The organism is Mesorhizobium sp. C372A (assembly GCF_030323245.1).
In the GTDB taxonomy this organism is placed as follows: Bacteria; Pseudomonadota; Alphaproteobacteria; order Rhizobiales; family Rhizobiaceae; genus Mesorhizobium.
The window spans coordinates 2,710,991-2,723,010 of the sequence record NZ_CP100475.1 but is presented as its reverse complement, the minus strand read 5'-3'; the positions used below and the strand labels follow the sequence as shown (position 1 = coordinate 2,723,010).

Sequence of the window (12,020 nt, the reverse complement as noted above, 5' to 3'; positions counted from 1 at the left end):
CGGTGATCAGTAAAATGAAGTCTGCGACTTTTGAGCGACAGAAAATAGTCAATATTAGATATAGCTTATTAAACAGAGACCTTACGGAATCGCGAGAACAATCTCGCTGCATGAATTTATGCGGAAACGTTCGGACCTCCTGGGCCCAGCCGATCCCATCGGGCGGAGGTGAGTTTCGCCTCTACGGGGCGATGAGGCGCTAGGCTGCCCCTTGGGCGACCCTCACTATCCTGCAAGAAGTGATTCTGTAATCGACTCCCACTCTGCGTCTAGCTTGCCAGTTGCCACAGGCTGCCCGGCGCGGCGGTACCAGTAGGCTGCATTAGAAAGGTCGCCTTCTTTGCGGTGCAGATAGGCATGAACCCATACAGAGGCCGGATCAGATTCGTTGGCCTGCACACACTCATGCGCCCGCTCCCAATCGCCCTGTCTATCCCACCATAGAGCGTGGAGCGCCATCCCAAGATTCGCCGGGGGCTCTACACCCTGAAGGGTCGCACGGAACTCGTCGATGTCCATAGTTACCTCGCCTCTGGCTACGCCGGTCCTGTCCCGTTCCGTGCAACGAAATGCGCCCTCTGCCGGTGATTTGCTCTGCCGACTTTAGCAATGGCTCTGGCGATCTTTAGCGGAAACGGGGTTTTCGCTCGGCAAAGGCCGCATCAAGGGCTTCCAATTGACGAATGCTCGTTGCAGGGCTGCTTCCTGCTTCTAAGCTTCATGGTCGGCAGAAGCTGCCACGGAAACCAAAGGCGCTTCCAGGCTCCATGTTATGCCATGCGGACCGTGTTCGAGAATTCCCTGCCCACTGACCGCTGCGGGCGCAACCCGCTTCAGCACAACGGTTCCAAAGCCACCTTGTCCGACAGTCTGGACCTGCGGACCATCGGATTCGGCCCAGGTGAGGTGAAAGAGCCTCGAAGCACCGGAACCGGTGATGCCCCATGTGACCGAAATCCGGCCCTTGTCCCCTGAGAGCACGCCGTATTTGGCCGAGTTGGTCGCCAGTTCGTGGAAGGCAATCCCGAGATACTGAACTGCGTTGGGACTGAGCACCAATGATGGGCCCGACATTTCGATCACATCCCCCCGCGGGAAAGGCTCGACCTGGGCCGCCAAGAGGTCGCTGATCGTGGCACCCTTCCAATCCGCCGAAACAAGCAGGTCGTGAGATCGCGACAACGCCATGATGCGCTCGCGCACCTGGGTTTCAAAGTGTTTTGGCGTCTCCGATCGCTTGTTGGTCTCCCGGATCATCGACAGGATGACCGAATACTGGTTTTTCACCCGGTGGTTGACCTCGCGCATCAGCATGCGGATGCGGTATTCATTCTCCTTCGCCGACGTGATGTCTCGCGCTATCTTCGATGCGCCGGTGATCTGCCCGGTTGCGTTACGCACGGGCGATATCGTCAGCGAAACCGGAACCAGGCTGCCATCCTTGCGCAGGCGGGTCGTTTCGAATGGTTCGACGCGCTCGCCGCGGCGAATGCGTTGGAGGATGCGGGGTTCCTCGTCCTGATGGTCTTCGGGGATCAGCATGGTCACCGACCGGCCAATCGCTTCGTCGGCGGTATAGCCGAAAAGCCGTTCGGCGCCGTGGTTCCAGCTTTTTATGATGGTGTTGAGATCCTTGCTGACGATAGCGTCAAATGAGGATTCCACGATCGCTGACAGGTGCTGCCTGGTTTCTTCGGCACGCTGGCGGTCCGTCAGGTCCAGCAGCATGTTGACGGCGCCAATCAGAGCGCCGTGCTCGTCCCGCAGCGGTGTCGGGTAGGGCAGGAACGGAAAAAACGATCCATCGGGACGCTGCGCAACAGCTTGCTGATTGCGGACCGGCCTGTTCTCCTTGAGCGCGATGGCCATCGGGCATTCATCGTGCGGCAATTCCTTGCCGTCGGCACTGAACAGCTTGAACGTCACACACCATTTATCCTTGCCGACCTCAGGCTCCCTGCCTGCCAGATCGGCCGCGGCGCGGTTGTAGTAGGTGATCGTCCCATCCTGATCGGTCGTGTAGATGGCGACGGGTAGGCCGTCGAGTATCTGGTGATAGGTACTGTCATGCTGCCTGAGCTCCGAGCGGGTGTGCACCAAGTCGGTTACATCGACCGTGAAGCACCGGGTGTTGATCAGCTTGCCGTCCCGGAAATGTCCGCTTGAGGTGACTTCGACGTGCTTGATCGATCCATCGCTGGCCCTCAATCGCGCCGGATATCTTACGATCTTCTCGCCATTGGCAAGGCGACCCAAAATGTCCTCTATGACGTCCCGGTCGGGATAGAACTCGGCGATGTGGCAACCGAGGTAGTCCTCTGCGGGATAGCCGAGAAGGTCGAGCTCAGCCTGGTTGGCATGCACGATTACGCCGTCTGCGTTCACCAGATGGAGGGCAACGGCGCCGTTTTCGAAGAAATCCTTGTAATCGAAATCCAGACCGTCATTGCTGGACACCCCCGGGTTTTCGAAGGCGACAACATTCGCCTGTGTTGCTTCATGCATCCCAAACACCTTGTCCAGTCCAACCAAATATAATGCGGCTTGGATCAGTTGGTTCCCATTGCTCGCGGTCTCGACCCGCTGCGTACGGGAACCGGACCCTAAAAGGGTCGTAGCCTCGACTCGTCTTCCATCTACAAACGTGCGATCATCCGCGCATGGGCAAACCCTTGGTCCTTGTCGTCGACGACGAAGCCTTGATAGCACTGGATATGGAGTCCACTCTTTCGGAGGCGGGCTTTGCCGTGGCATTGGCGGCGACATGTTCCCAGGCGAAACGTTTTCTTGCGGACCATACCCCCGCCGCAGCGATCCTGGACGTAAGGCTGTCGGACGGCGAGGCTGTTGACGCGGCAAAAACCTTGGCAGGGCGGGCGGTTCCTTTCATCGTCTATTCCGGCCTGGGGCTCGAGGAAACCCCCGAAGCGTTCTCGTCCGGCGTAAGAGTGATGAAACCCGCCGGACCTGCAGAGGTGGTCCGGGCTCTCAAAGCGATGACCGCCGGGCAGCAGAAGGCGACGGGATAGCCGTGCTCTGAGCACCTTCGGTCTAAACTAGCCAGGCGCTGCCGGAGCAGCTGCCGTGCCTCACGGAGCAGCGAATTGCGGCCGGTGCCGATCAGGCGAACAAGGTCGCGCGCTTGATCCTCGGTGATGCCGGTCTCTTTGGCAGTTGACAGCACCAGTGCTTCATTCCCTTCCACTTTCTTAGGGTTGTGCTCGTCCTTGCCCGTGCTGATCATGCCTTCTCCATCGGCTCAACGCCAGGATCTGAGACTCATTCTTCGACGCACGGTCAACCTCGCTGTGCCGCGTTTGAGCGACAGAGATAGCGGCTCAATTATTGCGTTGCCAGAAACGATCCTGGCAACAGCCAAGTGGCCGGGTCCGTTCGTACGATAAAGCGCCCCGCGCAGGGACGGCGCCAGCATGGGCCAGATCGACCAGACAGATTGACCGGTCCTATGCCTCTCCGAAATCGGTTTCGTTTCTTGACGTCGGTTGCCGCTCGTAGTCAACGGGCGGCGGCAGGAGCATGATTTCGGTCTCCTTGCGGCCGAACTCTCGGCCGATCTGGAACGCCGCGTAGATCGCGCCGAGGCGGATAAGGAATCTAAGCATGGGGGTTCTCCTTCGATGTTAGGAACCGCAAGGCCGCGAGATTGTTCCATGGTTTGCGAGTGGGGACGATCTTGCCGTCGCACCAGGCATTCCAGCGCCGGCGCGGCAATCTGAGACATGGCGGTGCGGCTAGGCTGTTGCGGCCGTTGCCTGGGCCGGGATCCGTTTTCGAGGGGCCGGACGGCGTCGATCGCGGCGTTTCGAAACGACTTTGAGGGGAACGGCCGGCGCTGGAGAAAGTGCGCCAAGCACAGCGTTGACCATGCCGTGCGCTACGAAATCGGCGCTGATGTCGGCGGCCAAAGCTTGCCTTTCTTGCCCGACATCGCCCTGCTCCGCGTCTGACCAGAACACAATCCCAATTCTCAAACCTGCCTTGGCGCGCTTCAGTCTCCGGACCAGAAAGCGGGCATGCTTGAGCGAATCCCGGTTCAGGAAACCGACCACGACGGTGTCGATCGCCTCTAGTTCGAGACGACGAATACCTGCCGGCTCCATATCGACAAAACTGGCCTTCGCCACCGTAGCACCTTGCACCTCCAGCACCTGAGCGAGCATGGCGGCAGCGGCATCGTCGAGTTCGCCGCGACCGCCGGCACAAAGCACCGACATGTCCTTGCCGTCGGGCAGCTCGATCTCTTCCTCTTCGACGCCATCTGTTTCCCTGCTCGCGCTCCCTTCCGCGGTGGTTGCCGGCGCATCTTCCTCGCTTGCCTCTTCCTGTGCATCGTCGGCAAGATTTGCCACAAGAATTTGGGCGCTCGCCGCCACCTGCCTTCGCTGTTGATCGCCCATCACGCCACGCATGCGGTCCTGCTCGCCCAACAGGAGAGCAGGAATGGCGACAGTGTCGTAGAAATCGATCAGGTACTTCTCCTCGAGGATCTCCTCGGCATGGTCAGTGGCCTCGTCGGGATCGCCGGCCAGGAGCCGTTGATAGAGCCGGGCGTGAGATTCAAGGACGGGCTCGTTGCCAAACAGGACGTCGAGAAATTCGAACTGCGGAACATGTCGCCCGAGGACGACGAGGCAAACTGTCAGCGGCGTCGAAAGGACCAGGCCGAGCGGCCCCCACAACCATGTCCAGAAAATTGCCGCAACGATGATTGCCAAAGGAGAAAGTCCCGTGCGCGAGCCATAGAGCCACGGTTCGATGACGTTGCCGGTTACCAATTCCATGACGACAAACAGTGCGGCGGTCCACAGCACCAGCGACCAGCCGGGCGCAACCGCCAAGGCCAGAAACAAGGGCAGCAGCATGCCGATAACAGGGCCGATATAGGGAACGAAGCGCAGCGCCAGTGCCAGCAACCCCCACAGCAGCGCGTTGGGAATGCCGAGCACCCAAAGGCCAATTGCGATTGGTATCGCGTAGACGATATTGACCACCAATTGCATGATCAGATAGCGGCCAACCCGTTTGCCGGCATCCTGCAATGCCTGCGTTGTGCGATGGAGGTCGCCATAGCCGACGAGGCGGATAAACCGGTCGCGCAGATCCTCGCGCTCAAGCAACATGAAGATGACGACGATGATGATCAGGCCAGCTGATGCCAGCGGGCTGATCAACGGTCCGATGATGTTCTGCAATACCTCCAGAGGTCTCTCGCGGGCGACGATCTCGACGGGAACAGGCTCGCGCCGGGGCTTGTCGGCCGCAGGCGGCGCCACATCCTGCTTGTCGATCTCCTGACCGACACGCTCGATCACCCCGCTCAGCCTGGCAATTATGCCGCCACCAACGCCCGTCTCCTTGAGGGAACGTACCTTGGTCAGAATGTTTGTCTGGTAGACGGAAATGTTCTGAGCAAGCTCGCTTACCTGGGTCGCAACAATGAAGCTGAACAGGCCCAGGGCCGCGAATGCGCCAATCACGCTCAGAAGCACTGCGGGCAGCCGAGGCAAGCCGACACGCTTCAGTGCGGAGACCATCGGCACCAGCGCAAAGGTCAAAAGCAGCGCGATGGCAATGGGAAGGAACACCTCACGACCGAAATACAGCGCAGCTACCGTCGTGACGATGGTTGCCACGGTAGGCAGAGCTGTGCGCGGATGGGCATTGCCTGCCGCAAGAATCCGTCCTAGCCCCCGCTCGGACGATGAGATGTCGTTTCGACGATTGGCAGCCACCTGATTCCCCCCGTTTCCTAGCCGATAGTTAGACCCATTCGCCTGCCGGGCAATGTTTAGCAGGGCCGAATACATACGTTTTGCGGTTTTGCGCCCTAGGCGCTGTGCTCTGACGGTTCAGTCGATATCGTCGGAGCCGCAAATCTGTGGTAAAGCCGCCGCCCAACCAACCAAAGGACGACATCTGTGAGCGAACCGACTGTGGCCGAAGCGACCGAAAGTATCTATGCCTCGCTGCGGGCGGACAATGCCGACATCGACGCCCATATCGCGACGCTCAAGGCTGCGCTGACACGAGAGGGCGCAAAACAGGCGGTGTTCGATCCGGCCAAATTGGCCCAGAACAACCGCTCGGGCCGTAAGTTGATGCAGGCTTATTTTCGCCAGCGCGGCGTGAGCGTGAAGTTTTCGGACCAGTAGCGCGCGGCAGCTTGGGGGAACCGCGTCTCGACGGACGGTCCGTATCTCGCCCGCTCCGCCCTGCGGTGGGCTTTCGTCAATCCTAGGCGAATGGCCGCCTTGCCCTGCCCAGGTCGGTGTCACCCCCTGCCCCTGCAGCTCTTGACGGAAACCGGTGCCTCCTGTTTGAGGGTGACCAGGACGTTTGCTGCATGGGGAGATGGGCCAGGGTGGGCAAACAGTGAAGCGCGTTCTTCGGATGCTTGCCGCGGTCGTCATGGCGTCCGGGGCGACCGGCTGCACGAGCATTTCCTACTACGCGCAGTCGTTGCAGGGTCACGCGCAGATCATGGCCGCCCGCAAAAATATTGCAAAACTCATCCGTGATCCTTCGACGCCTGAAGCATTGCGCGCCAAATTGACGTCGGCCAGCGCCATAAGACGGTTTGCGACGGATGAACTGGCACTGCCCGAAAACAACAGCTATCGCAGTTATGTCGACATCCATCGCGACGCCGTGACCTGGGCCGTTTTTGCCGCGCCGCAATTCTCGCTGGCGCCACGAACATGGTGCTTTCCGGTTTTCGGCTGCGTTCCATACCGGGGTTACTTCTCCCGGAAATCCGCGACTGAGAACGCAGTCGAACTTCAAAGACAGGGGCTGGACGTCTATGTCTCGGGCGTCACCGCCTATTCCACGCTTGGCTGGTCCAGTGACCCGCTGCTGAGCACCATGCTGCGTCAGGACGACACCTATCTCGCAAGCCTTGTTTTTCATGAACTGGCGCATCAGCGCCTCTATGTGGATGGCGATTCCGCATTCAACGAGGCATTCGCCGTTGCCGTTGAAACCAGCGGCGTCAGGGAATGGCTCCGCGCCGCCGGCGACCGGGCCGGATTGCGCCGATACGAAGCCGACCGCAAACGCAGCGCCGATTTTCTCGGACTGGTGGCGAAGACGCGCGACGAGCTAAGGCAGGTCTATGGTAGTCCCCGCACCCCGGAAAAGATGGCGGCCGCCAAGGCAGCAACCATCGACCGGTTGCGGGCGCGCTACCGGCGGATGCGCGACAGGCACTGGGCGGGATACCGGGGATACGACGCCTGGTTCTCTGCCCCGATCAACAACGCCAAGCTCGCCGCAACTTCTGTCTACGGTGAACAGGTTCCGGCCTTTCTTCGCTTGTTCGACCTGTGTTCCGGCGACTATCCGAGGTTTTACGCTTCTGTCCGGCGGATCGCGGATTTGCCCAAATCGTCCCGCGCCGAAGCGCTCAAGGCTGCGGGCACATGCAATTGACTTGAACAAGCACAGGCTGGTCCTGACGATCACCCCGGAGACAGTTCCTTCGTTTGGTGTCTCAAAACGAGGCCGACCGCGCCCAGCAAGGCATCGTTCTCGGTGTGCCTGCCAACGATGATGCGCGTGCGCAGGGCGGGAGCGATATCGCGGGACTTGATCAGCGTATGGCGTTCATAGGACGCGATCAGCGGCGTCAACAGAATGTCCCCTGCCAAAGCCATGTGGCCGCCGATGATGATAAGCGGCGGATTGAGCACCGAGCCGATGAGGCCGAGACCCCGGCCGGCGATCTCGGCGGTATCCTCGATCATCCGCAACGCCCTGACGTCGCCCTGCTCGGCCATGGCGATGACATCGTCCATGGTGACTTGCCGCCCAACGACACGCGAAATCTGTTCCAGCGGCCGGGTAAAACTCGCGTAGAGCTCCAGGCAGCCGCGATTGCCGCAGCGGCAAAGGTCGCCGCCGGGATCGATGCTGATGTGCCCGAATTCGCCGGCGCCGCCGGCGACGCCCGTCACCAGCCGGCCATGCTGGACAATGGCGCCGCCGACACCCAGATCGATCTTGAACAGCACGAAATCGTCCTGGCCGACGGCCGCACCCCACATCAGCTCGGCAATGGCCGCGCAGTTGCTCTCGTTGTCGGCGAAGATCGGCTGTTCCAGAACGGGTCCGAACACATCTCGTATGTTGACGCCGGCCCATGTTGGAACCATGCTTGCGCGCAGCACCACTCCATCGCGGCTGACAGGGCCGGAGACGGAGACACCAACCCCCAGGAGCCCCGCCACCGGCAGACCGTTTTCCCTGTAAGATTGGGCAATCGCCGATTTGACCGCCTGGGCCGCCTGTTGCGGCTGGTAGTCCAGCGCCATTGGAATATTTTGTTCGGCAATGACGGAATGCGAGACATCGGCGACGATGAGCCGTATCTGCTGAAGAGCCAGGTGAATGCCGACGCAGGTGCCCGCTGTCGGATTGAGCGTCACCGCCGCGGCTGGCCTGCCGATGCCTCGGATGCCGTCGCGGCTGGTCGGGGCTTCGATCACCATTCCAGACTTTTTCAAGCCGTTAAGCGCGGTTGACACCGTCGAGCGCGCCAGACCGGTGGCGCGTGCGATCTGCAAGGCTGAGAGCGCACCGCGCTCACTCAGGCAGCGCACGATCATGCTCTCCGGCGACGCGGAGGGTCTGTCGATCAGCCAGGTTCTAAGCGAAGGTTTTGTCATGGCTCAACATAAACATCGTTGACTGATAGCTCCAATATGTCATCTTGGAAAGAACTCGAGATTGACGCATCTCGCCGGCGGCGGCTTCAAACCGCGGCCATAAGCGGTCGAGACGAACCGTGCAACACGATATGGGAGTGAAACGATGAAGTCCGTCATGACCGCGCTTGCGGCCGCTGCTGCGTGCACATTTTTCGCCGGGGCAGCCTTCGCCGAACCCAAGACGAACCTTTTGCACCAGTGGGCGACCGGATCGGACGCCCAGGCGATCGCCAAGCTCGGCGAGATGTTCACTGCCAAGGGCGGCAAATGGGAACAGACCTCGATCGCCGGCCACACCGCCAATACGCTGGCCAAGCTGCGCGCCGACGTGATCGCCGGCAATGCCCCGCCTGCCGTGCAGCTCAAGGGCCCTGAGATCGCCGAATGGAACGAGACCGGCATGACCGCCGATCTCGACGAGTTGGCGGCCTCGGAAGGGTGGGAGAAAGTGGTGGCGCCGGAATTGCTTCCAGTGATGAAGCCGACCGGCAAATGGGTCGCCGCGCCCATGAACATCCACCGCATCAACTGGCTCTGGGCCTCGCCCAAGGTCATGCAGGCCGCCGGCGTGGCGGAAATGCCGAAGACCTGGGCCGAGTTCAATGCGGCCTGCGACAAGATCGTCGCCACAGGCAAGATCTGCATCTCGCATTCGACCGCCGACTGGACGGATTCGACGGTGTTCGAGGTCGTGCTCTACGGCCAGGACATCGATCTCTACCGCAAGGCCTTCGTCGAAGGCGATGTCGAGTCCATGCGCAGCCCGGGGATGGTCAAGGCCTTCACGCAGATGCGCCTGATGACGAGCAAGTACATGGATCCGGGCATGGTCGGCCGCGACTGGGATTCAATGTCGGCGCTGGTCGGCAAGGGCGACGCGGCGTTCCACATCATGGGCGACTGGACGATCGGCCTTTTGACCGCCGCCGGCTTCAAGGAAGGCACCGACTATGTCTGCGCCCAGGCGCCGACCGATTGGGGCAAACCCGGCTTCATCCTCAACTCGGACTCGGTCGTGTTCTTCAAGCAGAAGGACCAGGATTACATCGACGGCCAGAAGCTGCTGGCCAGCCTGATCCTGTCGCCCGACTTCCAGACGGTCTTCAACCAGGCCAAGGGCTCGATCCCCGCACGCCTGGATATCGATCTGTCGAAGGGCTTCAATCCGTGCCAGCAGCTCTCGCAGAAGGATCTGCAGGCTTCGATCAAGGACGGCACGCTGGTCCGCTCGATGGCGCACAACATGACCATCCCGCAGAAGATGCGCGGCGCGATCATGGACTCCATTACCGAGTTCGTGGCGACGCCGGACATGTCGCCCGAGGATGGCGCCAATGCGATGGCCGACGCGGCGGAAGCACAGAAATAGACGGGAATGGCCGGGCGCGATGCCTATCCGCCCGGCCGTCCTCCCTTTCAGTCCCGTGCTCTGCCAATGCTGTACTCTGAATGTCAAATCACGACCTGATCCTGTCGGTTCCGACGCCCGCCCGCCCCTGGCGCGAGCGGCTGGGCTCCGCGATGCCCTTGCTGGTGCTCGGCCCCTCTCTCGTGGCGAGCTTCGTCTACGTCTTCGTGTTCACCGGCTGGACGCTCTATATCTCGCTGTCCAACTCCTCGCTGCTGCCGACCTACGGCTTCGTCGGCCTCGAGAACTACGCGTCGCTGTGGGCGAACCGGCGCTGGAACATCGCCTACAACAACCTGTTTTTCTTCAGCGCTTTCTACATCGTCGGCTCGATGGCGGTGGGACTGCTGCTGGCGATCCTGATCGACCAGCGCGTGCGCGGCGAAGCGGCCTGGCGCACGATCTTCCTCTATCCGCTGGCCGTCTCCTTCATCGTCACCGGCACGGTCTGGAGCTGGCTCTACAATCCGACCGACGGCATCCAGGCCATGGTGCGCGGTTTCGGCTGGGCGAGCTTCAGTTTCGCACTCGCCAGCGACCGGCACTATGCGATCTACGCGGTGATCATCACCGGTGTCTGGCAGGCCTCGGGCTTTGCCATGGCGCTGTTCCTGGCCGGCCTGCGCTCGGTGGATCAGGACCTCGTCAAGGCCGCGCAGATCGACGGCGCATCGACGTTCCGCATCTATCGCAAGGTGCTTCTGCCAACCATTGCGCCGATCTTCCTGGCGGTCGCCGTCATCCAGATCCAGTTCGCCATCAAGACCTTCGACCTCGTGGCGGCCCTGACCAAAGGCGGCCCGGGGATCTCGACCACCTTCCCCGCCATCTACGTCTATGACCTGATGTTCCAACGCGGCCAGATCGGCGAAGGTGCGGCCGCCGCCATCATGATGCTTGCCGCTGTTGCCGTGGTGCTGGTGCCCTATTCATTCTGGGTGGTCTGGCGCCGGCGCAAGGAAGCCGGCCATGGCTGACGTCTCCCTGGACCAGTCGCTCGACCGTCGCGCTGCCGCAGTCGCGTCGCGCCGGCATTTTCTCACCCGCTTCGCCATCTATGGGCTGCTGGTCGTCTTCGCGGCGATCTACCTGGTCCCGTTGCTGGTGGTGGTGCTGAATTCATTCCGCGACCAGCAGGAGATCGCGCGCAACGGGTTGATCTCGCTGCCGCGCAGCTTCCGCCTCGATGCCTGGGGCCAGGCCTGGAGCACCTATTGCATCGGCGGCACCTGCGAGGGCATGCAGCGCAACTTCTACAACTCCCTGAAGATGACGATCCCGGCCACGATCATCTCGACGGCGGTCGGCGCGATGAACGGTTACATCCTGTCGAAATGGCGCTTCAGAGGTTCGGAAGCTTTGTTCACCTGCATGCTGCTCGGCGTCTTCATTCCGGGCCAGATTTCGTTGATGCCGTGGGCGTTCATCCTCGGCAATCTCGGCCTCAGCAATTCGGTCAACGGGCTCGTCCTCATCCACGTTATCCAGGGCATTTCGTTCACCACTTTGTTTTGCCGCAACTACTACGTCAGCATCCCCGACGACCTGATCAAGGCGGCGCGCATCGACGGCGCCGGCTTCTGGCGCATCTTCCGCAAGATCATTCTGCCGCTCTCCTCACCGATCCTGATCGTCACGGTGATCTGGCAGTTCACCGGCATCTGGAACGAATATCTGTTCGGCGTCGTCTTCACCTCCGGGCAGCAACAGCCGATCACGGCAGCGCTCGTCGCGCTGACGGCAAGCGGCACCAATGTGCGCGCCTACGATGTCATGAGCGCCGCCGTGCTGATCGGCGCGCTGCCGCCGCTGCTGATCTATCTCTTCGGCGGCAAGTATTTTGTGCGCGGCCTGACGCAAGGTGCCATCAAATGAGGCGCGAG

At 61.1% G+C, this 12,020-nt stretch carries 11 protein-coding genes; 6 read left to right on the top strand and 5 right to left on the bottom strand.

Features of this window, described 5'->3' with window-relative positions; all coding sequences use genetic code 11:
• Positions 1-225: 225 nt before the first annotated feature.
• Together NLY42_RS12940 and NLY42_RS12935 are read right to left on the bottom strand one after the other, a co-directional pair.
• A complete protein-coding gene (locus NLY42_RS12940) occupies positions 226-519 on the bottom strand; it encodes a hypothetical protein (protein ID WP_023704064.1) in 294 nt (97 codons plus the stop codon).
• A 192-nt stretch (positions 520-711) separates the two neighbouring features.
• Complete coding sequence (locus NLY42_RS12935) at positions 712-2,505, bottom strand: PAS domain S-box protein (RefSeq protein WP_023683170.1); 1,794 nt, start codon at positions 2,503-2,505, stop codon at positions 712-714.
• 155 nt (positions 2,506-2,660) lie between these two features.
• Here NLY42_RS12935 and NLY42_RS12930 point away from each other — a divergent pair, with 155 nt between their 5' ends.
• On the top strand, positions 2,661-3,029 hold the full coding sequence (locus tag NLY42_RS12930; protein WP_023671108.1) for a response regulator: 369 nt from the start codon (positions 2,661-2,663) through the stop codon (positions 3,027-3,029).
• Between the two features lie 435 nt (positions 3,030-3,464).
• On the opposite strand, the gene NLY42_RS12925 is transcribed toward NLY42_RS12930, so the two are convergent.
• Both NLY42_RS12925 and NLY42_RS12920 read right to left on the bottom strand, forming a co-directional pair.
• Complete coding sequence (locus tag NLY42_RS12925; RefSeq protein ID WP_023671107.1) at positions 3,465-3,623, bottom strand: hypothetical protein; 159 nt, start codon at positions 3,621-3,623, stop codon at positions 3,465-3,467.
• A gap of 129 nt (positions 3,624-3,752) precedes the next feature.
• The gene (locus NLY42_RS12920) at positions 3,753-5,753 is read right to left on the bottom strand and encodes an AI-2E family transporter (RefSeq protein ID WP_023686481.1); all 2,001 of its coding nucleotides are present in this window, start codon (positions 5,751-5,753) and stop codon (positions 3,753-3,755) included.
• Positions 5,754-5,939: 186 nt separating this feature from the next.
• On the opposite strand from NLY42_RS12920, the gene NLY42_RS12915 reads away from it, so the two are divergent.
• Together NLY42_RS12915 and NLY42_RS12910 are read left to right on the top strand one after the other, a co-directional pair.
• Complete coding sequence (locus tag NLY42_RS12915) at positions 5,940-6,173, top strand: hypothetical protein (protein ID WP_023686482.1); 234 nt, start codon at positions 5,940-5,942, stop codon at positions 6,171-6,173.
• A gap of 238 nt (positions 6,174-6,411) precedes the next feature.
• Positions 6,412-7,452 (top strand): aminopeptidase, encoded by a 1,041-nt coding sequence (locus tag NLY42_RS12910; protein WP_031244690.1) that lies wholly within the window; start codon positions 6,412-6,414, stop codon positions 7,450-7,452.
• A 29-nt stretch (positions 7,453-7,481) separates the two neighbouring features.
• Here the strand turns inward: NLY42_RS12910 and NLY42_RS12905 are convergent, their stop codons facing one another.
• The gene (locus NLY42_RS12905; RefSeq protein ID WP_198022186.1) at positions 7,482-8,621 is read right to left on the bottom strand and encodes an ROK family transcriptional regulator; all 1,140 of its coding nucleotides are present in this window, start codon (positions 8,619-8,621) and stop codon (positions 7,482-7,484) included.
• Between the two features lie 211 nt (positions 8,622-8,832).
• Here NLY42_RS12905 and NLY42_RS12900 point away from each other — a divergent pair, with 211 nt between their 5' ends.
• From NLY42_RS12900 to NLY42_RS12890, 3 genes are all read left to right on the top strand, one after another.
• The gene (locus NLY42_RS12900; RefSeq protein ID WP_023754311.1) at positions 8,833-10,098 is read left to right on the top strand and encodes an ABC transporter substrate-binding protein; all 1,266 of its coding nucleotides are present in this window, start codon (positions 8,833-8,835) and stop codon (positions 10,096-10,098) included.
• An 80-nt stretch (positions 10,099-10,178) separates the two neighbouring features.
• Positions 10,179-11,114: a carbohydrate ABC transporter permease gene (locus tag NLY42_RS12895; protein ID WP_023671101.1), complete on the top strand. Its 936-nt coding sequence runs from the start codon at positions 10,179-10,181 to the stop codon at positions 11,112-11,114.
• Entirely contained in the window at positions 11,107-12,012 is a 906-nt protein-coding gene (locus NLY42_RS12890; protein ID WP_023754310.1) for a carbohydrate ABC transporter permease, read from the top strand. Before NLY42_RS12895 ends, NLY42_RS12890 begins: the two co-directional genes overlap by 8 nt.
• The last annotated feature ends 8 nt before the right edge of the window (positions 12,013-12,020 follow it).